Source organism: Arthrobacter sp. FW305-BF8, from assembly GCF_021789315.1.
Classification (GTDB): domain Bacteria; phylum Actinomycetota; class Actinomycetes; order Actinomycetales; family Micrococcaceae; genus Arthrobacter.
Genome location: NZ_CP084561.1, coordinates 4352250 through 4374265 on the forward strand (window position 1 = coordinate 4352250; position 22016 = coordinate 4374265).

Consider the following 22016-nt stretch of genomic DNA (forward strand, 5'->3'; position numbering starts at 1 on the left):
CGGTCTTCGGGACCCCTCAACGGAAGGAAGACATGTCTGTCATCGCAAGTCCCGAAGTGTCGACCACGCGGGCAGAAGACCTCAAGGCGCTCCCGGCATGGCAGGCTCTCAAGGCAGCCGTCATTGGACTGCAACAGGTTCAAGCGCAGGACGGTTCCGTTCCGGAGCCCGCTAACCACCACCAGGCCCGCCAGAATCTCAGCATCATTACCGGCTCAATCGACGACCTGCGTCCGCATCTTCCCCACGACTCGGAATACCTCGAACTGCTCGTGCAGGACTTCCAGCGGTGGGAGTCCGAGGGCTTCGCCGTACCTGATTTCCTCGACTCATTGGTGGCCTTTCACCCCGAGCAGTGGCGCATCGATGGGCTGCCGCATCTGGTTGTGTTCCCCATGTACACGCAGAACGGCAGCGCCAACCGATACTTTGAGGCCGTCCTCATCGAGGTTATTTGGCCATCCTTCGTCGCTGACCTGGAGGCAGGAAACTACTCCAACAAGCTATTCGTCCCCATCAGCTTCGCCGATTTCACGCCCGGCTATGACACGAACTCCGCAGTACTCTTCCCCGAGAGCGTAGCCGTCCGGAGCACCCCCTCGTTCACCTGGGGAGGCATCTTCGCCGACCGCGAAGCTGCCCGTTTCCGTCGCGTCCTGAAAGCTGCTGCCGACATTACTTCGCTGGACCTGCCGGATGACGCCGCGGAATTGCTCGAGGACCAACACCTCACGGAGAAGACCTTCGTGATGTGGGATCTGATCCACGACCGGACCCACATGCGCGGTGACCTGCCCTTTGATCCGTTCATGATCAAGCAGCGGATGCCGTACTTCCTGTACTCCCTCGAGGAGCTCCGCTGTGACCTGACCGCCTTCCGCGAATCAGTAATCATCGAGCGGGACGAAACGGCTTCCGATGACGCCCGCAAGCACGCCAAGCTGGTCCAGTACGCAGTGATCTTCGATCGCATTTTCCGCTTCGCGATCACCGGGAACAGGGTCCGCAACTACGACGCCGTGGGCGGCCAATTGCTGTTCGCCTGGATGCACCAGCACCGGGTCCTGCACTGGACCGATGGAAAGCTGAGCATCGACTGGAAGGACGTCGCCGGCGTCGTCGTCGAACTGGGCGTACGCATCGAGGAACTCTACTGGCGTTCGATTGACCGGCCGAAGCCGGCACACTGGCTGGCCGCCTATGAGCTCGTCTCGGAAACCCTCACGCCCAACCCGTCCTCCGTATGGGCCAAGGGGCCGGACGCCCTTCCGCTCGACGGCCCTCCCCGCGGACTGACCGACCAGGTCCTCGATGACGAATTTCCCCTGTCAATGTTCTATGAGGCACTGGAGAAGAAGATGCGCGCGGTCATTGAGTCAACTGCCGGGATCACCGGTACGAGCCCCGTGAAGTCCGAGGGTGAGGCACGCGCATGAGCCAGGATCTGTCGGGTCGCACGGTCGTCGTCGCCGGTTCCACAAGCGCTGCCGGCGTCGCGGCGGTCCGCACCCTCTCGCAGGCAGGGGCACGCGTAGCCGCCGTGGACATTCTTGAGGACCGGGTGCAGGAGCTCTCGGGCGCCTACGAGAACGTCACAGGTTATGTCTGCAACCTCGCAGATCTGCAAGCCGTCGAAGGCTTGGCGAAGTCTGTTCGGCAGGATCTGGGTCCCGTGGATGGCCTCATCCATCTTGTGGGAGGGTGGCGCGGTGGCGCAGGCATTAAAGGCCAGACGGACGAAGACTGGGACTTCCTGCACACCAGCGTCCTCACCACCCTGAGGAACACCAGCCGGGCGTTTTACGATGACCTGGCTGCCTCCCCTGCGGGTCGCCTGGCCATCGTTTCAGCACAGTCAGCTTCCTCGCCGACAGCGGATGGTGCCGCCTATGCTGCCGTTAAGTCTGCCGCCGAGGCATGGACCCTGGCTGTGGCCGACGGATTCCGGCAACTGCGGGGAGAAAAAGACAGCCCCGCCTCCGCTCAGCACTCAGCCGCCGTGGTCTTCGTGGTCAAGGCACTGGTCGATGACCGGATGCGCGCAGCCCAGCCGGAACGCAAATTTCCGGGATTCACCGATGTCAGCGTCCTTGCCGACGCCGTAGCGCGGATCTTCGACCTGGAGGCAGAACAGATCAACGGGCAGCGCTTGCCGCTCACCACCGGTCACCTTGTGGGTGCACAGACATAAGCAACGTCGATTCCACAGCAGGCGGCCCGCACGTACTGGCGGGCCGCCTGCACGACCCGAACCGGCCAACGCTGCAGCACATCTTGGGCTTCCTTTGCGCGCATTCACCACCGACGTCGGCGTTGACGTCCTGTCCTTCGGCGGCACCAAGACGGGCCGCTGTTCGGCGAGGCCGTTGTCTTGCCGGGGCGGCTGGACCGCTTGGATCCGGTCAACTTACTGACGGGTAAGGCTTATGTTCGCCGGACGCAGGGACTAACATTTTCGATGGTGGCCAGAGGCAACGATCTCGGGCGGGGAATCTTCGAAGGATCGGATTTATGGCAAAGGCGGTGTCATTCTCCGTGACGGCCATGCCCAAAAGCGGCGCACAGGGCAGCTTCCGCGACACCGTCATGAGCCTGCGGATTAGTGACCTCCAGGATTGCATTCTGTCCGTGTTTCACATCAGCGACTCATATGCCCTGTTCAGCGGCGAAGCCCTTCCTGCCCCGCACACGACCAGCAATGGCGCACTCCGGGCATATCTGCTGCACAGGCTCGCCGGAGGTGACGCCGGCTTAGACTTCGAGGTAAAGATCGCCCGCGTTTCAGAACCCGCCCGCTCCGGTTCGTGATCGAAACCACCGGCCGTTGCCTCGAAAGTTTGGGGCGCCTAGGCCGGAGCTGCGACCCAGTGAAAGTCAGCTGGCTGATCATGCCGACGCACAAAAGGGTGCACTGACGGGGTGCACCCTTTCGCTTGCGTTCGGGTCAGTCCTTCTTGAAGGCGTCCTTGACTTTCTCGCCGGCCTGCTTCAAATCGCCCTTGGCCTGATCGGCCTGGCCTTCGGTGCGCAGGCTTTCATCGCCGGATGCGGCGCCTGCTGCTTCCTTGCCCTTGCCGCCGGCCTTCTCAGCAGCGTTCTCGATCTTGTCGCCTAGTCCCATGGTGTTTCCTCCTCTGGTTGGCGGCCGTTCGATTCGGCCATAGGAACAACATAAGCATGCTTAGCATTCTGTTTCAAACTTTGGAGCGTACTGGTGACAGGAAATATGGAACCAGACGTTGCCTGCACCATCGCTGAAGGGCGCGGCCAGCGATAGGTTCCACGCGCTCTGAACCTTGTAGCTGTGTGGGTTTGTTGCCGGGTCCGGTGAGCTGGGGGATGCGCCGGACCCGGCAGTGCTGAAAGAGAGACCGGCGCTTATTTCCGGCTCCTTTAGGACGCTGTCAGTATTTGCCCGCCACCTCGGGAAAATGTTGGGCAACCTTGGGGCTGAGCTCGGCACCGCACTCCCCCAGAGTCCGTTCGCAAGGAACCACAGCATTCCTTCATGTGGAGGAAACCGGTGCGCGTTCAGACACCTTCTTCAGCGCCCGGGCCATTGTTTTCAGCTGAGCACGCACTGACGAACTCGCCGGATTTCGACGTCGTAGTCTGGGAGCGGCACCAACTCGCTCCAGGCGCTATCCCTAGCCGGGTGATTGCCGGCTACTGCCGGCCCCACTTGGTCGAGAACTCGACGAAGCGGGACTATTGCCTCAGGGTCGTGTCTAGAAAATTGCTTCCCATATCTCGCCTATGACAGGGATAGCTGTAGTGACGATAAAGTAAATGAGTGCGGCCACCATAACCGCCGCGACCGGGATCATCACGATCCAAAGCAGGACGCTGGATGGATGTCGCTCTGGGTTTTCAACCATGGCTATTCCCTCAACTTTCCGTCTTGGGCTACTCCGGGTCAGTAGTCGATGTAGCACCCATGGTGCTGGGCGAATCTGGGAATTTCGTGGAGATAACCCCTGTAAACACCCGTTGTTTAGGTCGGGCCCGACAGGAAGGAGCGGCACCAAGGAGGCTTTGGCCTTTCCGAGTGGCTCCAAGTTTGAGCCATCGGCCAATTCGGATCCCTGCACGCCATCGGCAACACCCCCTCAGCCCATCCCTTCAGGCACCCGCAACCATTCGGAATCCCAGATGCCGGGGCTGCGGGCGGCCCCGGTCCCTGTTCAGGCTGACGAAAGGCCCGCTATCGGCGTTCGGACTTGAGCTGGGGAGTGCATTCAAAAGGGGCTGTTCCTCGCATGCTGCAGACTGGCAAGGGGGGCATTGCCTGCCGCCTCCACCCGCTCCACCTGTCAAGGGTTGTTTGGCATGCGTGGGCAAGCGGACCATGTTCCCATGAACGCACACAACTTCGGACCCGCCAACGCCGGCCCGTTGGTCCGTTTCGGTGACGCCATGACTGCCCGGACGATACTCGCAGCAGGAGCAACGTCAGGAGGCTTCGCCGTGGTCGAACATTTGCTCGCACCGAAGGAGCTCGCAGCACCGCTCCATATGCACAGCCGCGAAGACGAGTTCACCGTGGTCATGAAGGGTCGTATTGGGTTCCTCCTGGGCGAGGAAGTCTTTCACGCAGGCCCAGGCCAACTCGTCCGAAAGCCCAGGGGCCAGTGGCATACCTTCTGGAACGCCGGTGACGAACCGGCCCAGGTTCTGGAGGTAATTTCACCTGCTGGTTTCGAAGAATACTTCCAAGAGATTGGACCGTTCTTCCCCGACGACGCTGCACCGGATCTCGAAGGCATGGCAGCAGCCAACGCAAAGTACGGGCTGCGCATGGACTTCGAATCCCTGCCCAAGCTCATCAATCGCTTCGGTTTGATCCGGCCCTTGGAAATGGACGGCGAAGCACCCACGTAGAAAGGGGCTTGGCCGTCCAGACCGCCGACGCACGCCTGAATCGGCAGCGACGCAGAAACCACCTGCCCCCCCTTGCTTGGAGCGAGTGGCTATGCCTAAAGGTGGGGAAAGTTTCACCTACTTTCACCCGGCGGTACCGTGCAGAACCGTTCAAGCCCACAGCGGGAGCCACACCGCCAACACTGGTCGGTCGCGCAGGGGCACCGGGGCTTTTGACCATCATCACTGGGTTCAGGGGTATCGGCAAGACGGTGATGTTGAGCGCAGCCAAAGGGGATCGCCCGGGCACACGGGGGGCTGTCATCTCCCGAAGGGCCACGCCCGGATTCCTAGCCGGAATCGGCGATGACATGTTTGGCCTCCCCGATGAGCTCGGCGAAGGACCTCCCGCCGGCAAAATCACAGCCTTCTCTGCAGCCGGGTTCGGGTTGACGACTGGGCATCCGTGGCGACAACCACCAACCTCCAGCGCGCCGCAGCCGGACTGGGCCTGGACGGCGCCAACTTTGTTGGAGTCGGTCCCGGCAAAGTGGACCCGGCCGTTGGCGCCGACACTGGGGACAATGCAGACATCAATGAAGGTCACAGGCTCGTACTCCAGAGCAAACTGGTTCGTTTTCACCAGCCGAGTGGGCCCTATCTGCTTTATTTAGCATTTCATCTCCACCCTCTTCGGCTTGTGAAAGAACCTGGTTGACCACTGCAATGAGAGACTCCAAGGAAAGAGACAACGCGACAGGGTTCGCAAGTAGTTGCTCGACCATTCTTGGCGCGAAACGGAACAGCTCCAATCCGGCAACCACAACAGCCAGTTCATAGCCTTCATCGCACTCCACCGGCTGCATGCTGATCGGCGTGCCAGCAGCCGCAAAGTCTCCTTGGAGAAGTGATAGGTCAACAAGGCGGATTACGATGAGTTGCTGCTCTAGGAGGGCAGCGTGAACCTCGGCAGATACTGGATAGCTCACTGGTCCCATAAAGCCTGCTATGGGGTCCTGAATCATCTGAGTCAGAGTGTAAATGAGAGGGGTCGTCATGGACTGTAATTCTTGTAGTCTGGTTGACAAATTTCGTGGCTGCGTTCGACGAGTGTCGAATGCGAGGAGAAGATCATGTTCCCCTAATTCGTGTACTGCATATCCTGAGCACCCTTCCCGAGCCTCTAACAAAAACTCACCAATGCTATTCCACTCGGGCTGATGCATGCTGATATGGACGGCAATGCGAGTGATTTCACCTGGTTCCTCTACAATGCTTTCGGTTTGAAGAATCACGGTTATCTCCCTTCAACCCTCGGCTGTTATTAGACGGAATCACGCAGCAGCCAGCTGGAGGTATGCAAGTGTTGGACACTCTGGAGCGAGCAGCCACTGGGGTTTGTCGTGCCCGAACCGACTGTCCATCCCGCTGGTCGATGCTGGCAGGTTCATCCAGCGGAGAGTTACTCGATCATCCCCGATATACCTGAGGAGAATCTGAGGCCTTCCATGGAAATTGCCTTAGAAGTTCCACGTCCGGGAGGACGAGACATATAGGCCGATGCGGAATGGTCAGGGTGCTGCAGCGACCAGGCACGAGAGCGCCTCGGCCATGTGCCTTTGATTGAAACCGCTGTCGGGACAAACAGGTAGACGGAACGCCGGTTATCGACGTTCAGAGTACGCGTCATTAGACGAGGGAATCGCGCATCTATTAATAGCCTTGGCTCGGTCCCGAAGCGAATGCGCGGTAGCACAGGGCTAGCCGAGATTGGTCCTTCGGCTTCCCAGCAGCTGCTGTAACGTAGCCATTCGAGGAGCTGGGGCCCGGCAATTTGCGGTAAGCGGCCGCCCTCGATGTGGCCAGTTACGGCGCCGCTGCTGCGCAGCGCGCTGTTATCAGCAGGCAGTCGGTTCTCCGAAGGGCAGTGACGTACCGGCTATGAGCCAAGCGCTTCCGTTCCAATGCATGGCGTAGCGGATTTTCCAGCTTGAGCACGTTTGGCCGTTTCTGCCGTGCGCAGCATCCTGGCTGGTTTGTAGGTTTACATCTGCGGAAAGGGTATCGCCGCTTCCGGTGACGTCAACGATTTCGGCCTTTCGCCAGTACGAGGATCCGAGCTCGGCACTCCACGCAACTGAGTCACCGAAACTTGCTTGGAGTTCGGGGGTGAATTGCTTGAATGCAGCGGGGTAGGCCCCTTGGTTGATGCCCTGGCCATGAAGTAAGAGGCTCTGTCCGATGTTGCGCGCTTGATCGTGGCTGGCCAAGACCGTCAGCGGGAAGAATCCTGACCCTGGTGCCGGGGCGTTACCGCATTCTTTGAGCCTTACCGGCACCGATCGTGCCTCCCATTCCTGAACGGCCGCAGCAGCTCGCGGTGCAGTCACCGCGTAGGCGATCCCTTCGGCCCGGACATCTTGGTCGAATTCGATAGTGACAACAACACCTGAAACCTCACCATCTTGGGTAATTAGCGGTCCACCGCTGTTCCCGTGGTTGATAGCGGCGTCAGTTTGAATCAGGTTACTGAGGATTCGATTTCCAATTTTCTGTTCCGCGTTCAAAGCACTCACTGTCCCTCGCGTCAAGGTGAATGGCCGCCCTAAGGGAAATCCTAGGGCCGCGACATCCGTCCCTATTGGCGGTGCAGTCGTTCTGAACTGAAACTGATGGCCTTGAACAGGAGTCTCGGTTCTCACAAGCGCTAAATCAGCTAGTTCATTCACGCCGAGAGTCGTGGCATTGACGGAGGTTCGACCAAACGAAATGCTTATGGCGGAAGCGTCCCGTACCATGTGTGCGGCGGTAACGACCAGATCAGGACCAACGAGAAATCCCGTGCCCGTGAAACTGTTCTCACATGTTGTGACGCTGAACTGCCCCACGCCCGATTGCACCTGGGTAACCACCTCGGGCCAGCTCTTGGGAACAGCTTCCGTGCTTGCAGTCGGGCTCTGGGCGGGGCTCTCACTGGGGGTAGTGCTCTGGCTTGGAACGGGCGTAGGCGCCGGCGCTGGTGTAGACAGACTGGGCGATGAATCAGGTGGGGGCGGGGGGCCAGGCAGATTTGTGCAGCCCGTGGTCGAAATACAAAGGCTCATAACTGCCGCAATCGCACAACGCCCGATAGGACTCCGCTTAGTGCTCATCAATTGCCTCCCGGTCCTGAAGGAACGGGGCACCCTTGTCAGTCGTGATTGTGGGTCACGCCTGCCTGCTGCCCCGCAAGGTTATTCTTAAGTTGTGAAAGCGGCACGAAGTGCTGTTTCTAGCAAGGAGCTAAATTGCGGGACCTTTCCATTGTTCGAATCGGCTGCCACTTATCCTGACTCAAGTACCCCAGCGATGACAGCGTAACACCGGGAAAACCAGGTTCTGCGTTCCGGAGCTTGAATTTTGTAGGTGTCTGTTGGCGTGAGGTGATTTTGTCCTGACATCACTAATGGGTTTTCCGACGCAAGATCGCCGTCTCGGTCGCACAGCGCGGCAACATTGGAGAGGCAGCGACCAGCGTAGCCATCAAGTAAGTTCTATTGTCTGCGAGGGGCACGGCGTTTCGCCGGGCTTCAATAGAGGAGAGGACCCGGCATTTGCCGGCGCCCGTCGAAATGGTGCCTATTTTTGGGGGATTCCAATGGCTAATTCAGCACGTGAACCTGGCACGTCTGCCTCATGGACCGGCGCGGATGCCCGGCACGGCTTTGCAGATCCGAGCCAGCACTCGTCGGCTGGCGCCGATACCAGGGAACGCATCCTGAGCACCGCATACGAGCTTTTCTCCCGGCGGAGTATCCGGGATGTCGGCGTCAACGAACTGATCGAGTCATCCGAAGTTGCCAAGTCGACGTTCTACCGGCACTTCCCCTCAAAGGACGATCTTGTCCTGGCAGTTCTGGCCCTTCGGGACCAGATCTGGTTCAGCGAAATCGTTGCCGAAGCTCAGCGCCGCAGCGCTACCCCGGAAGAGGAGTTGCTTGTCATCTTCGACGTTTTCGCCGACCGGCTCGGGGACGGCGGCTATAAAACCAACATGCTGATCAAGGTCCTCATGGAAATGGGCCCCGACCATCCGCTGGGCCAGGCGAGCGTCACATATCTGGCCAGGATCCGCGGGCACGTCCAGGCCGTGGCCGATGACGCCGGCCTGGAGCACTCTGAGCTGTTCGCCCGGGCATGGCACCTCCTGTTGAAGGGCTCCATCATTTCGGCCATGGAAGGGGACCAGCAGGCGGCCAGCCTGGCCAAGGACATGGCGGGGATCATCATCGCGCGCCACCGCCGCAGCTTGCCCTGACAGGCCCGCAGTCCCGACTTACCTGTGCATGCGGGCTAGGATGAGCCTCATGAGTTCCGATGATGAGAAGGAACCTCCTGTACCCGGAGATCTCGTCGGTACCCCGAAGCGCATCCACCGCGAACAGGGTTCCCAAAAATGACTTACTTCAAGGCGGGCCTAAAACTCATCCAGACGGGAGTGAGGGTATGGTCAAGGCATCAAGTGAGGCAGCTGCGGCGGTTATCCGTCGGAACAATGTCACCCTCTCTGGCCGGGATGATGGGCAGGTAGTGATGTTTGCCCACGGTTTTGGCTGCGATCAGGGTATGTGGCGGAAGCTGGTGCCCTATTTCGTTGATGATTACCGGTTGGTGCTGTTTGATCGTGTGGGTGCCGGACACTCCGACATCAGCGCCTATGACTGGGAGACGTACAGGTCCCTAGATGGGTACGCGGCCGACATGTTGGAGATTTGCGCCGCCCTTGAACTCGAGGACGTCATCCTCGTGGGCCACAGTGTCAGCACGATGATCGCGGTGATCGCCGCCGTGCAGGACCCCAACCGTTTCTCCCATCTGGTCCTGCTTGCTCCTTCACCCCGGCATACGGATGACCCGTACGACGGCTACGTGGGCGGGTTTTCACGGGAAGACATCGAGGCCCTGCTGGCATCTCTGGACAGCGACTATTTTGCCTGGGCCGCGGCCTTGGCGCCCGTGGTTATGGGCAACCTGCAGGAGCCGGACTTAGCGGAGGACCTGCGCGTCAGCTTTTGCCGGACAGATCCGTCAATCGCACGGCACTTCGCTGGGGTAACTTTCTTTTCTGACACCCGCCCTGAACTGAAAAGATGCGCACCAGCTGCCTCATTCTGCAGTGCTCCGACGATCGGCTTGCCCCGCCGGAAGTGGGCACCTACCTGCACAAGAATCTGGAACACAGCACCCTGGTGCAGCTTCAGGCCACCGGGCACTGCCCCCACGTCAGCGCGCCGGAGGAAACGGCCCGGGCGATTCTGCACTACCTCGGTACCCGCTCCTGACGGGCGCCACGGGCCCAGCACGTTCAACTTGCAGCCTTCTTCCCACCTGGCCACCCAGTGTGTATGCCACGCCGAGCTGCCTCGCCTGGCCACCCCTATGGCATGCACTAAATCTCCCTACGGGATACTGTGCCGGTTTAGTTAACGGAATCTCGATTATCGGCGTTCCAAAAAACTGCCAGGCGAGGCCCCCGCGGGTCGGGAATTCCCTTTGAGGATTCGCCGCGGGAGCCTGCTTGGGTGTCGTCCTGCTGTTTCCAGCGCATGCTGCAGCAGGCGGCGGTTCCGGGTTTGCGCGTTCCGGAGCCTGGCGAGGGCTATCCCTCGCTGGAGTGCCGGTTGTAGATTACGCGGCAGTCGTTGCCACCTCCATACTTCTGGCAGTAGTAAAGCGCCCACTGGCCGGCGTAGGTTGCCGAAGTGTTGGCATTAGAACCCCAAGCTCCGTACGGCTTTGAAACCGCGACTGCGAGGTACGCGTTATGGGCGTAACCGGTGGAGATACAGTTGTATTTGCCCTCCGATTGATTGCGGTTGCATTGGTCCAGTGCGATGTTGCGTGCTTCCTCACCCGAAGATGCAAAGGCCTGCCACCCCGCGAAGTTGCCGGGGTAGAAAGCGAAGGAGACGTAGCGGTCTGCGGCGGCGGCCTTAGCCTGCACAGTGGACTGAGCGAGCGTTGCCAGGGGCGAAGCCGCGGCCGTCAGACCGCTGCCGGAGAACAGAAAGGCCATGAGGAGGATTACGATGGCGAGTGGACGACGGCGTCCGGGACTTGTTTTCATGGTGAATCCTTTACCCCTGCACTTGGTGGCGGGGGTCTTCATGAAGGTGTGGCTGGGTGAAGTGAGCCAGGTCTGGTGACCCGGGAACGGCCAGTGTCAGGCGAGCCTTCCCTTCGGGACCGATAACTTTTTCGAGCACATTCAATGGCTGGACCGGATTGCGGGCCGACTGGGCATGAAGGTCGCTGCGTCTGGTCTGCCGCTTCGGCGTCTCTTCCGGCGGCATTTTCCCCAAGGTCCAGCGACCTGCTGCGTCATTTGCCACCCACAACAGGGCGCGTTCTTTTCCGAAACCACCTTTTAGATGTGAATCCGGAGGAGAATAAGACGCCGCTATTGTTTGCCTTTTCTCAAAACCAAGGGCAACCACGCCCTGGTACAGGTTCACAGAACGATGTTTGTGACGCGGCACCAGCCCCGCCAATGTCATTATAGGGAATTGGATTTCCCTGTAATCTCGGTGTGGGCTTTCCATGAATACGTCCGTTGCGGCACAGGATGGAAAGCGCGCTGAACCCGCGGATACTTGGGGTTCTGCTGCGTATCATGGACCTGCCGACCATAGAAATCAAGACCTACTTAATGCGTTTACGGGAAGTCAATGTTTGTTGGTAGGTGGTAACCTGCTTTTTCCAATCAATTCCAGCCAAGGGCCGCGGAGTACGCTGCCGACCGGACATCAGGGTGTCTCTCTCACGTTCCGGCGGTAGTTGAGGTATTGCTCTCCGTAGGTGCTGGTAAGGGTTGATTCCCCGTAGCCCTTCACGAACGCGGCGACGGCAATGAGGACGATCACGGCGTAGAGCGCGAGCGGCCAGCTGCCGAACAGGAGTGTCTGGCCCAGGATGATGGTGAGCACCGCCAGGTACTGGGGTTGCGTACGAACCGGTAGGGCCCTGCCTCGACCAGCGTCTCGGTGGGAGCTACCGGGGCCGAGGTTCCGGGGTGCGTGGCGAACAGCGCAAAGGCGTGCAGGAGGAAGCCGCGCCTGCAATGATCGCAGTCCAGCCGTTCTCGAGGGCCAGGCCCTGGAGATCGTGCTGGACGATGCCGGCGGTTAGGCCTACTTTCTGCAGGCCTACGGGCGAACCCCCTTGGGAGACAGCGTCCGAGAAGGTGATCACGGTCGGTGATGCCCGGCTTGCCGTAGAGCCCGGAACAGCCGACTGGACCACGGGTTCGTCGCACGCTGGCAACGGGCCACACTTGCCGAGCGGCACTGTCTGCGCGCGATGAGCCAGGACGATGAAGGCCCCTCGGCTACGGCAGACCTGAGCGGGGGCGCCTCGGGAAGGACCACAGCTCCCTCACCAGCCAGCGCCCCCGCCTCATCGAAAAGGGGATCATTTTCGCCCCCGAAGATGGGCTCGTACAGTACACCGTCCCTGGAACGGGCGCCTTCATTGCCCGCAAAAGACTAATTCGGCATTACCATAAGCAGCGCCCCGCAATCACCCGACCCCGCCAGTATGCGGGGCCCGACATCGTCGAGATCGCGGCAACAGCCACTCGTAGTTAGACCCTCCGCCGCGAGTGCGGAGGACAAGGAAAACGCGGGCCCAGGGTAAGCGATTGGCCGGGATCGGCCCGGTGCAGACCCGGCAGGTGGGGATAAAATCGCTCATAGGCCGGGATGGAAACGCAATCGGTCCGGCCTCTGATCCTCACCCCGCCCCTGATGGCGATTACCTGACCCATCCGGTGGCAATCTGGCAGCACCGCTGGCGTTTCTGTCCGACCGCTCCTTGCAGTGGACTTTCCGTGCCCTTTGGTGTGCCCACAACTGCATCTTTCCAAGTGAGCCGTGCCGGCCGCGCCCTTCCGGAAGAGGGGCTCCGATCTCATCCATGCGGACGGTATGTGCAGCAGGGGGTTGCGCCCAATTAGGAGCCAGCACGCGGGTGGTGCGGTTGTCCTTCGGGTGAGCGTCCGGTCCCGAGGACCGAAGTCAAAGTCGACGGTTCCGCACACCTTCGGTGCGGCCTGGCTTTGCCGCGCCCAAAAGCCAATGCCTGGCGGGCAGCAGCCACCACCTGTGAGAAGAAAACCCATGAATAACGCCCCCCGGCGCATCCGCGCCACTCTGACCGCGGGAGCAGTCTCCGCGGCCGTCCTTTCCACCCTGTTCAGCGGCCCAGCCGCGCAACCAGCCACCCCATCGCAAATCCAGGCACCGATCCAAGTCCAGGCGCCGCTAAGGGCAGCGGCAGCCGGCGTCTATGTCGTCAGACGAGGTGACACCCTCAGCGGAATCGCCGCCCGCCACGGCGTCAGCTTGAGGACCATCCTCGCCATCAATCGAATGAACATGCGCACTATCATCTATCCGGGCCAGAGGATCCGGATCCGGATCGGCACCGCGGCTCGATCCGCAATTCACATTGTGAGGCGCGGAGAAACCCTCAGCGGAATCGCGGCGAGGTATGGGATCAGCCTCAGGACAATCCTTGCGGTCAACCGGATGAACATTCGCACCGTCATTTACCCGGGTCAGCGGATCATCATCAGCCGGTCGGGTCGGGGATGGGCCCCGGCAACGAACCCGAGTGTTGCGCAGCTGAAGTCCATGGTTGCAAACACGGCCCGCCGGATGGGTGTCAGGCCGTCCCTGGCCTTGGCCATCGCCCTGCAGGAGTCCAGCTTCCGGCAGAACGTCACCTCCTGGGCAGGTGCAATTGGCACCATGCAGATCATGCCGAGCTCGGGTGTCTGGGCGTCCCAGCTCGTCGGCCGGCCCCTGAACCTGCGCAACGCCCAGGACAATATCACCGCCGGGGTGGCCATCATCCGGGTTTTGATTTGGACCAGCCCGAACCTGCGAATCGCGATCGCTTCCTATTACCAGGGACAGCGGTCCGTCATGACCCGCGGCATGTACAGGGACACCCGTGCCTACGTCGCCTCGGTACTGAATCACGAGAGGAGATTCCGCTGACCCGATAATCGAATGACCCAGACACCGGCGCCGTACGTCCTGGTGAAGCCCGGGATACCCCCGCCCGGCAGATCACGTTTGGCCGCAGTTCTACCGGCCCTTCGACGGCGGCGGTGATCTGGCTGGGGGTACCCTCGCTCGCTCTCCGACTGTCCCGCGACAAGACGCTTTACCGCAGCTCTCGTAAATCTCAGGTGTTGCCGGCCTTTCCGCATAGCGCTGCGCCAGCTTGTCCCTTGGGCCGACCCGGCGCCGCCCGTTCAGGGTGACGGAACATCGATTATCGGCGTTGCAGAATGGCGAGGGGAGTGCCCTGCCCCGCTAAGGGCCACGTAAAATCTGGGTCAGGAGATTGGCTTCCCTCGTAGTGTCTGAACAAGGAATGACGGTTCATCTCTGATGGGGGCCGCAGCCCAGCGATGATTGCCGTCGACGAGCACAGTTCTGCCGTCACCTAGCTCGACAGCGAGTGGTCCTTGAGTGCCCCAGGATGAGGCTTCGTCATCAAAGTTCGCTTTGGCTGCGCCAGGTAGAACTCCAAGACATCCTTCCTCAAGATCCCCTGATGGCTCGCACCAATGCTTGACAGCCGAACGTCTTCTGGGGCATCAAGGGCAAGCCGCCCGCGCTGCCCCATGCCCGGTGGAAAGCTGAAGACGCCGCAAACTGTTTCTTGCTCACCGGCTCCAGCCGCTTGTACCCCTCTCTTGCAGCGCGTAAAGAAAGAGGCGGCCAATGCGGCAGGCCCGCCGGTTTTGAAGTCAACCCATATTTTCAGCCGCTTTGATTCTGGAATGTTGGGGCGATCGCGCGACAGGCAACTGACGCGGTGCATTTGGTTCTGGTCCGCTTTGGTTGTGCCCGTGCTGCCGGGGCGGTCGACGGCGCTGCCGCCCAGCGTCGGCACCGGAGGATTGACTGCCTCCGCCAGTTTCACCGCACTCCGCTGGGAGCGGCCTTAGCCTTCGCACTCAATGCAGTATGAATGGCCGTTGCTCTCGCGCACGAGTTGGGACCGGTGCCGGACCAGGAAGCAGGAATAGCAGGTGAATTCATCCGCGGCCTCTGGAATGACCTGGACGATGAGTTCCTCGGAGACGATCTCTCCACCGGGGGTCAGTCCTTCATCGAATGCATCGGCTTCGTCCAGTTCCTTGACGACACTGCGGGCATCCGGAGCGTTCGCAGACTGCAACGCCTCCAGCGACCGGTCCTGGGATTCCTTGACGTCGGAACGGACTTCGTCGTAATCGGTTGCCACTTGGGTGATTCTCATTTCTGATGTTTTCGTTGATGTTCTTTTCTGACGAGACTGCAACGCCTACCAATGCGTCGTTGTTCCCGTATCCAGGACCGTGAGGCCGTGCCGGCCCAGGCAGGCAGCGCCGGTGGAACCTCCGCCTCGTGTCCAAAGCAGGACACCGCGCCGGGCGCCCATAGGTCATCCGGTCAGGTTCAAGTCCCGCATCGGATCATGACTCGCCGAATAGTATTGAATCGAATGATGCGCGTCTGCGGCCAGCACGGCGTCGACCTGGGCCGTCTGGTGCGCCCGAAAGGCCTTATCGGCGTTGGCGTTCGTGCTGGCGAGGGACGGTATGTCGAGGCCGGCATTGCATCCTCTGCAGCGAATCTCATCGGTGCCCACCCAGCTGTATGCCGGGTGCAGTTTACGCACCTGCTGCATTGCTGCGGTGACAGCTTCGGTCTGGGCTGCAAAGTGCACTTCGTCCTCATGACTGAGGATGAGCCCGATGTCGATGGTCATGGTGCCTCTAACTTCGTCCCGATGGTCCATTGACAGTAATGGGTGCAGCGCCGCCGAGGAACGCCCCGAGGGTCACGGTTGCCTAACCCTTTCTGGGCTCCTCGGAGGAGCGGCGTCCGCAGGAAGCTAGCTATGAAGCAAATGGTCAGCGCCGAGGATTCGGCGGACGTTCGCGGACGCGTCCTCCTGATCGGTGATGAATGACGCGTGGGTGTCCCCGTCGTTGACGCGATGCAGGCTGATGGGACAGGGAGGGATGGGCTTCCTGCGAAGCACCACCCGAGCAGACTCCCCCGTGCCAACTGTCAGGACGACCAGCGGCCTACCGTGAAATTCGTCAGGGCCGCAGCCTGCGTAGAGGCCGCAGAATGAATGTCCTGCACGTACATAAGTGCGTGGAGGTTGGAGGCGACCGGCGCGCCATCCTGTATGACGTTCGCGGTGTCGCACCACCCGACGCCTGCCGGCCGTATCTCTGGCTCAGGCCTGCCCCACCTTCATGTCGCTCATTGGTCCGGCGGCGACCCCGGCAATTCGTCGGATGCCTTCGTCTGAGGTTGCGCCTTTAGTGGCAGCCGCAGGAGTTCCGGACGCGCAGGTGCGTGGGAAAGGTCCGGTGCTCCGGTTTTTCCCCGCGTCGGGCTCCGATAAGTGCTCGTACGGCCGCTTCGGCCATGGCATGTGCGGGCTGTTCTACCGTGGTCAGCGACGGCCAGCTGTATTCAGCCTCCGCGGAGCCGTCGTATGCGGCCAGGGCTATGTCCTCGGGCACCGATAGGCCGGCTTCGTGAAGCGCCCGGAGAATGCCAATGGCCTGCATGTCCGAGCTAGCGAAAATCGCGGTCGGCCTGTTTGCGGCGGCCAGCAGGCGTTGGCCTGCGGTGTAGCCGCCGTCGCGCGTGAAAAAGCTGCGGACGATGGGGCCTTCGGGCAGCCCGGCCTCGGTAAGGGCCTGCAGCCAGCCCTGTTCACGTCCGTCGGAAAAGTTGCCGGCGTTGATGCCCATTGCCAGGGCGATGTTCGTATGCCCGTGGCTTATGAGGTGCTCCACTGCGGATTTTGCAGCTGCGACCCGGTCTACGCCCACGCTGTTGAAACCGGGTATGTCGGCATCGTGGTCCAGGAGCACGGCTGGGATTTCTGCCGCTTCAAGTTCGGTGAGGTCTGGCTCGAACAGGACGCTGGACAGAATCACGCCGTCTACCTGCCGGGCGGCGAGGTTGCGGACGTTCCTGCGTTCCTTGGTGAGATTTCCGTCGGAGTTGGTCAGCAGGAGGGCGTAGCCGAGGTTGGCTGCCGCGTCCTCCACGGCACGGGCCAGCAGGGAGAAGAAGGGGTTGCCGTTGTCCGGGACGATGAGGCCGATCGTCTCGGTTGAGCCGAGCTTAAGCGCACGGGCGGCGGCGTTGGGCCGGTAGCCCAGGAGGCGGATGGCCTCCTGCACTTTGGCTTCTGTGGCGGGGGCGACCTTTTTGGGACCTTTATTGACGACGTAGCTGACAACAGCGGTGCTCACCCCGGCGAACCTGGCGACATCCTTGCGGGTCACTTGGGTACGCGGGGCGGGCACTGCTGATGTTGTCATGAGGTCCATGCTAGCTAGAGTGAGGCCGGGGCATCGCCAAAGTCCCGGACGGGCAGGCGTTCGCCGTTGCGCCGGGCGGACTCGTGGGCCACGATGCCCGGCAGGGTGAACCGCGCCGCGGTCCATGCGTTGACCGGCGGAAGTGTACGGTTATTGACCGCCGTGACGAAGTCATCAACGAGGAAGTGGTGGCTGCCTTCGTGTCCGTTGGGCGCTCCGCGGAATTCCTCAGGAAGGCGACTGCTGTCGTGGACCGGCGCCAGGCCGGAGACAAAGGCATCGCGGAGTTCGGGTGCCACATTGGCCAGTGATGGGTCGTCCAGGGCCATGCTGGGCCTGGACTCCACCTGCTCCGAAATGTCGTGGATATTGGTCTTGTCCTGCCAGACCGTGACCTTGGCCAGCTGTTCAAAGCTGGCCTCTGTGCCAAAGAACCTGAACCGGGACTCCCGAAGGTGGGATGGGTAACCCACCCGCCGCATTTCGTTGGTACGCATCACGCCGCCGTCGTTGAGTTCAAACAGCGCCGTTGCGTTCGAAAAATCGTTCCCGAACATGCTGATGTCCTTATCGAACACGCCGTCCTGCCGGTCATCCTTCACGCCCACACAGCTGACGCTGACAGCGTGGGCGGGAATCGCGCCCAAGACTCCACCGATAGCATGCGTCGGATAGAGCATTGGCGGATAGCTGGCGGTTTCCTTCCAGCGCTCACCGCCGCTGTACTGGTAGGCGTCATAAAAGCCGAGGTCCATGTCGTGGACGTAGTCGCCCTCGGTGTAGAAAACCCTGCCGAACTTTCCGGCCGCGTGCTGCTCGCGGGCGTAGACGGTGGCTGGGTTGTAATAGCTAGTTTCCCCCATCATGTAGACGTTGCCGGTCTCCCGGACCGCTTCGATGATGCGGGCAATTTCATCCTCGGAGACCGCCATGGGAACTGCCGAGTAGACGTGCTTGCCGGCCCGGAGGGCCCGCTCCACCAGTGGGCCGTGGGTCCACCGCTGGGTGAAGATGGCCACAGCGTCGACGGCTGACTCCAGAAGCTCCTCGAAGCTGCCTACGGTACCTGACAGGCCGTAGCGTTCCACCGCTTCGGCTGCCCGCTCCGGCCGCTCGTCCACGACGAATACTTCGCTTACACCCGGGTGCAAATGGAACAGGTGCGCGAACTGGCCACCGAACTGCCCGGCGCCCACCACTCCAATGGAAAACGTCATTGTTTCTCTCCTCTAACTCGATCCAGCTGTTTGCCTCATCTTCCACGATGCTATCTACACGCGTCAACGTATTTTTCTAAGGCTGGAAAAAAGCCTGTGTTTCTTCGGGAGACTCTTGCCCTTCCACTTCTACCCGTGTAGATTCGCTGGCAATTGTTAGTCACATCACACACTCAGGAAGGGTCGATGATGACCACCCTTACCAAGCACCCACCCACCGCAGCGCATAAGGCGCCGCAGCGTCCCACCCGCCCCCGGGGCGTCGCGAAACTGCGTGACCTCAGGATCGCGCTGCTGTTCATCCTTCCGGCGATGATCGGCCTCGTTGCTTTTTGTCTCGTCCCGACCATCCGGGGTGTCTACTTGAGCTTCACCGAGTACAGCCTGCTGGGCGAACCGGAGTGGATTGGAATCAAGAACTACACCGCGATTTTCGCGGACGAACTGTTCTGGAATGCCATGGCGGTGACCATCCAGTACGTCGCAATCAACATCGTGTTCCAGACCGTCATCGCCCTGGGCCTGGCGCTGCTGATGCACCGGGTCGCGAAGTCCACGTTCATCCGGGGAGCCCTGCTGCTGCCGTTCCTCGTGGCCAACGTCATCGTTGCCCTGTTGTGGTTCTGGATGCTCGACTACCAGCTCGGCATCGTGAACGAGTTCATCAGCTGGATGGGACTCCCTCGCATCGCCTTCTTCGGCAGTGAACAGTGGGCCATCCCCACCATCGCCTTCGTCAACGTCTGGCGCCACATGGGCTACACCGCCCTGCTCATCTTCGCCGGCCTCCAGGCTATCCCCCATCATGTCTACGAAGTGGCCTCCCTGGACGGCGCCTCGCCCACCAGGACTTTCTGGTCCATCACCGTGCCGCTCCTGCGTCCGGTCCTGGCACTGGTCCTGGTGGTCACCGTCATCGGCTCCTTCCAGGTCTTCGACACCGTCGCGGTCACCACCGGCGGCGGCCCCGTCAACGCCACCCGCGTCATCCAGATGTACATCTACCAAAAAGCCTTCGGCGAATCGGACTTCGGGTACGCCTCAGCCCTGTCCGTCATTCTCTTCGTGATCCTCGCACTCGTGGCCTTCATCCAAATGAAGTTCCTCAAGGGCAACGAAACGGATCTGGACTAAGGAACCCCCGCCATGACCACTCAGACACTCACCACCCGCAAACCCCTCAACTGGCACCGAATCGGCGCGTGGGCCATCATCGCCATCGCACTGGCCGTCACCATCCTCCCGTTCCTCTGGATGCTCCGGACAGCCCTCTCCAGCAACCACTCACTGGCCTCCAACTCAACGAATCTCCTACCGGCAGACTTCTCCTGGGGTGCCTTCAAACGCGTCTTCGGAATGCAGACCACAGACGAGGCGATCGCCGAAGGCGGCTCCGGTGCCGCCATCGACTTCTGGCTGTACCTGCGCAACTCCATACTCTTTTCCACCGTGACCACCGCAGCCCAGGTCTTTTTCAGCGCACTTGCCGCCTACGCGTTCGCGCGGCTCCGCTGGCCCGGACGGGACAAGGTCTTCTCCGTGTTCCTGGCAACCATGATGATTCCGGGGATCTTCACCGCCCTGCCCAACTTCCTGCTCATAAAGAACCTGGGTCTGCTGAATACGTTCGCCGGGCTAACACTGCCCTTCCTGTTCATGTCCGCGTTCGGCATCTTCTTCCTGCGCCAGTTCTTCCTGAGCATGTCCCGCGAAGTGGAAGAGGCAGCCATGCTCGACGGGGCCAAGCACCTGCGCATCTTCTTCCAGATCGTCCTGCCCAACGCCGCCGCACCTCTGGCAACCCTCGCTCTGCTGACGTTCATCGGCCAATGGAACGAATACTTCTGGCCACTGCTGGTCGGCAACGACGAAAACGTCCGCGTTCTCACCGTGGGCCTGAGCGTTTTCAAGTCCCAGTCCCCACAGGGTGCTCCCGACTGGTCCGGACTGATGGCGGCCACCATCGTTGCGGCGGTGCCCATCCTCATCCTGTTCCTCGCCTTCGGTAAGAAAGTGGTCAACTCCATCGGATTCTCCGGCATCAAGTAGACCGCCAAACCCCAAGCACTTCCCTGTACATACTCCGTTCCGGGCAACCCCATGCCCTCTTCGAAAGGTCAATCATGAAAAAAACCCTGGGCGCCGTCGCCGCCGCCGCAGCCATCGCCATCTCCCTCTCCGCCTGCGGGGGCGGATCCCCTTCCGCCACCGCCGGTGAGGCCAAGGGCGACATCAACTACTGGATGTGGGACGCCAACCAGCTCCCGGCCTACAAACAGTGCGCCGCCGATTTCACCAAGGCCAATCCCGACATCAAGGTCAAGATCACCCAGCGCGGCTGGGGCGACTACTGGACCACCCTGACCAACGGCTTTGTCGCCGGAAACGCCCCGGACGTCTTCGCCGACCACCTGTCCAAGTACCCGGAATTCGCCGCCAAGAAGCAGCTCCTGGCCCTCGACGACGCCGTCAACAAGGACGGGGTCAAACTGGACATCTACAACAAGGGCCTCGCTGATCTTTGGGTGGGTCAGGACGGCAAGCGCTACGGACTGCCCAAGGACTGGGACACCGTCGCCATGTTCTACAACAAGAAACTCGTCAAGGACGCCGGGTACACCGAGGAACAGCTCGGCAACCTTGACTGGAACCCGCAAGACGGCGGCAGCTACGAAAAGGCCATCGCCCACCTGACCGTGGACAAGAACGGCAAGCGCGGCGACGAGGCTGGCTTCGACAAGAACAAGGTTGCCGTCTACGGGCTCGGCCTGGAAAATTCCGGCACCGGCATGGGACAGACCCAGTGGAGCTTCCTGACAGCGACCACCGGCTGGACCCACACCGACAAGAACCCGTGGGGCACCAAGTTCAATTACGACGATCCCAGGTTCCAGGAAACCATCAAGTGGTGGAAGGGGCTGGCCGACAAAGGCTACATGCCCAAGCTGGAAACCACCGTGGGCGCCAGCGTGGCAGACGCCTTCGGCGCCGGCAAGGCCGCCATCAACACCAACGGATCCTGGATGATCGGCCAGTACACCAGCTACAAGGGCATTGAAACGGGCATTGCCCCCACCCCCAAGGGGCCCAATGGCAAGCGCGCCAGCATGTTCAACGGCCTGGGCGACTCCATCTACGCCGGCACCAAATACCCTGTGGCATCGATGAAATGGGTCGAGTACCTCGCCTCCCCGGCCTGCCAGGATGTTGTCGCCTCCAAGGCTGTGGTCTTCCCTGCGATCACATCCTCTTCCGAGAAGGCCGCCGCAGCGTTCAAGGCCAAGGGCATCGACGTTACGGCGTTCACCACCCACGTCACGGACGGCACCACAGTCCTCCTCCCCATCACCGAAAACTCGGCAAAGGTCGATGGACTCATGGGACCGGCCATGGACGCTGTTCTGTCCGGCAAGAAGGACGCCAGCAGCCTGAGCGAGGCCAACGAGAAGGTCAACGCCCTCTTCAAGTAGGCAACCCGCCACACAGCTTGCGCGCCGCGGGCGCCTCTCCTTCCCCGCGGCGCGCAGCCCACCCCTTACTTCCAA

Annotated in this window: 22 protein-coding genes and 2 pseudogenes; 12 read left to right on the top strand and 12 right to left on the bottom strand. The window is 61.0% G+C overall.

The window, feature by feature from the left end:
* Positions 1–32 precede the first annotated feature (32 nt).
* The 4 genes and pseudogenes from LFT45_RS19830 (at position 33) to LFT45_RS19845 (ending at position 2808) form a co-directional block, all read left to right on the top strand.
* Entirely contained in the window at positions 33–1436 is a 1404-nt protein-coding gene (locus tag LFT45_RS19830; RefSeq protein ID WP_236805286.1) for a DUF6421 family protein, read from the top strand.
* The gene (locus tag LFT45_RS19835; protein WP_236805287.1) at positions 1433–2191 is read left to right on the top strand and encodes an SDR family NAD(P)-dependent oxidoreductase; all 759 of its coding nucleotides are present in this window, start codon (positions 1433–1435) and stop codon (positions 2189–2191) included. The genes LFT45_RS19830 and LFT45_RS19835 overlap by 4 nt, the downstream gene beginning before the upstream one ends.
* A 64-nt stretch (positions 2192–2255) precedes the next feature.
* Positions 2256–2371: pseudogene (locus LFT45_RS19840) on the top strand (threonine aldolase); the annotation flags it as partial.
* 140 nt (positions 2372–2511) lie between these two features.
* Positions 2512–2808, top strand: a complete 297-nt coding sequence (locus LFT45_RS19845) for a hypothetical protein (protein WP_236805288.1) — start codon at positions 2512–2514, stop codon at positions 2806–2808.
* 136 nt (positions 2809–2944) lie between these two features.
* Here LFT45_RS19845 and LFT45_RS19850 read toward each other — a convergent pair whose 3' ends face one another.
* Together LFT45_RS19850 and LFT45_RS19855 are read right to left on the bottom strand one after the other, a co-directional pair.
* Positions 2945–3121, bottom strand: a complete 177-nt coding sequence (locus tag LFT45_RS19850; RefSeq protein ID WP_111902233.1) for a CsbD family protein — start codon at positions 3119–3121, stop codon at positions 2945–2947.
* 607 nt (positions 3122–3728) lie between these two features.
* The gene (locus LFT45_RS19855; RefSeq protein WP_236805289.1) at positions 3729–3878 is read right to left on the bottom strand and encodes a hypothetical protein; all 150 of its coding nucleotides are present in this window, start codon (positions 3876–3878) and stop codon (positions 3729–3731) included.
* 478 nt (positions 3879–4356) lie between these two features.
* On the opposite strand from LFT45_RS19855, the gene LFT45_RS19860 reads away from it, so the two are divergent.
* Complete coding sequence (locus LFT45_RS19860; RefSeq protein ID WP_236805290.1) at positions 4357–4881, top strand: cupin domain-containing protein; 525 nt, start codon at positions 4357–4359, stop codon at positions 4879–4881.
* Positions 4882–5453: 572 nt separating this feature from the next.
* Here the strand turns inward: LFT45_RS19860 and LFT45_RS19865 are convergent.
* Both LFT45_RS19865 and LFT45_RS19870 read right to left on the bottom strand, forming a co-directional pair.
* A complete protein-coding gene (locus LFT45_RS19865) occupies positions 5454–6155 on the bottom strand; it encodes a hypothetical protein (RefSeq protein ID WP_236805291.1) in 702 nt (233 codons plus the stop codon).
* 603 nt (positions 6156–6758) lie between these two features.
* On the bottom strand, positions 6759–8012 hold the full coding sequence (locus tag LFT45_RS19870) for a S1C family serine protease (protein ID WP_336885590.1): 1254 nt from the start codon (positions 8010–8012) through the stop codon (positions 6759–6761).
* Positions 8013–8497: 485 nt separating this feature from the next.
* Between LFT45_RS19870 and LFT45_RS19875 the strand changes: the two genes are divergently transcribed.
* The 3 genes and pseudogenes from LFT45_RS19875 to LFT45_RS23390 all read left to right on the top strand — a co-directional run bounded on the left by LFT45_RS19875 (position 8498) and on the right by LFT45_RS23390 (position 10181).
* On the top strand, positions 8498–9157 hold the full coding sequence (locus tag LFT45_RS19875; RefSeq protein WP_236805292.1) for a TetR/AcrR family transcriptional regulator: 660 nt from the start codon (positions 8498–8500) through the stop codon (positions 9155–9157).
* Between the two features lie 308 nt (positions 9158–9465).
* Positions 9466–9846: pseudogene (locus LFT45_RS23385) on the top strand (alpha/beta fold hydrolase); the annotation flags it as partial.
* 143 nt (positions 9847–9989) lie between these two features.
* Positions 9990–10181, top strand: a complete 192-nt coding sequence (locus LFT45_RS23390; protein WP_336885617.1) for an alpha/beta fold hydrolase — start codon at positions 9990–9992, stop codon at positions 10179–10181.
* A gap of 317 nt (positions 10182–10498) precedes the next feature.
* Here LFT45_RS23390 and LFT45_RS19885 read toward each other — a convergent pair whose 3' ends face one another.
* From LFT45_RS19885 to LFT45_RS19895, 3 genes are all read right to left on the bottom strand, one after another.
* A complete protein-coding gene (locus LFT45_RS19885; protein WP_236805293.1) occupies positions 10499–10966 on the bottom strand; it encodes a DUF4189 domain-containing protein in 468 nt (155 codons plus the stop codon).
* Positions 10967–10976: 10 nt separating this feature from the next.
* The gene (locus LFT45_RS19890; protein ID WP_236805294.1) at positions 10977–11354 is read right to left on the bottom strand and encodes a hypothetical protein; all 378 of its coding nucleotides are present in this window, start codon (positions 11352–11354) and stop codon (positions 10977–10979) included.
* Between the two features lie 291 nt (positions 11355–11645).
* A complete protein-coding gene (locus LFT45_RS19895; protein ID WP_236805295.1) occupies positions 11646–11825 on the bottom strand; it encodes a hypothetical protein in 180 nt (59 codons plus the stop codon).
* A 1191-nt stretch (positions 11826–13016) separates the two neighbouring features.
* Here LFT45_RS19895 and LFT45_RS19900 point away from each other — a divergent pair.
* A complete protein-coding gene (locus LFT45_RS19900) occupies positions 13017–13901 on the top strand; it encodes a lytic transglycosylase (protein ID WP_236805296.1) in 885 nt (294 codons plus the stop codon).
* 454 nt (positions 13902–14355) lie between these two features.
* On the opposite strand, the gene LFT45_RS19905 is transcribed toward LFT45_RS19900, so the two are convergent.
* The 5 genes from LFT45_RS19905 to LFT45_RS19925 form a co-directional block, all read right to left on the bottom strand.
* Entirely contained in the window at positions 14356–14838 is a 483-nt protein-coding gene (locus tag LFT45_RS19905) for a hypothetical protein (RefSeq protein ID WP_236805297.1), read from the bottom strand.
* A gap of 21 nt (positions 14839–14859) precedes the next feature.
* Positions 14860–15162, bottom strand: a complete 303-nt coding sequence (locus tag LFT45_RS19910; protein WP_236809452.1) for a DUF4193 domain-containing protein — start codon at positions 15160–15162, stop codon at positions 14860–14862.
* 180 nt (positions 15163–15342) lie between these two features.
* On the bottom strand, positions 15343–15669 hold the full coding sequence (locus tag LFT45_RS19915; protein ID WP_236805298.1) for a hypothetical protein: 327 nt from the start codon (positions 15667–15669) through the stop codon (positions 15343–15345).
* Positions 15670–16234: 565 nt separating this feature from the next.
* Entirely contained in the window at positions 16235–17254 is a 1020-nt protein-coding gene (locus LFT45_RS19920) for a LacI family DNA-binding transcriptional regulator (RefSeq protein WP_442863578.1), read from the bottom strand.
* A gap of 14 nt (positions 17255–17268) precedes the next feature.
* Positions 17269–18471 (bottom strand): Gfo/Idh/MocA family protein, encoded by a 1203-nt coding sequence (locus LFT45_RS19925; protein WP_236805300.1) that lies wholly within the window; start codon positions 18469–18471, stop codon positions 17269–17271.
* 189 nt (positions 18472–18660) lie between these two features.
* Here LFT45_RS19925 and LFT45_RS19930 point away from each other — a divergent pair, with 189 nt between their 5' ends.
* From LFT45_RS19930 to LFT45_RS19940, 3 genes are all read left to right on the top strand, one after another.
* A complete protein-coding gene (locus LFT45_RS19930) occupies positions 18661–19605 on the top strand; it encodes a carbohydrate ABC transporter permease (protein ID WP_236809453.1) in 945 nt (314 codons plus the stop codon).
* 12 nt (positions 19606–19617) lie between these two features.
* Positions 19618–20520 carry a carbohydrate ABC transporter permease gene (locus LFT45_RS19935; protein ID WP_236805301.1) on the top strand — a complete coding sequence of 301 codons (903 nt, stop codon included), beginning with the start codon at positions 19618–19620 and terminating at the stop codon, positions 20518–20520.
* 74 nt (positions 20521–20594) lie between these two features.
* Positions 20595–21941, top strand: a complete 1347-nt coding sequence (locus tag LFT45_RS19940) for an ABC transporter substrate-binding protein (protein ID WP_236805302.1) — start codon at positions 20595–20597, stop codon at positions 21939–21941.
* The last annotated feature ends 75 nt before the right edge of the window (positions 21942–22016 follow it).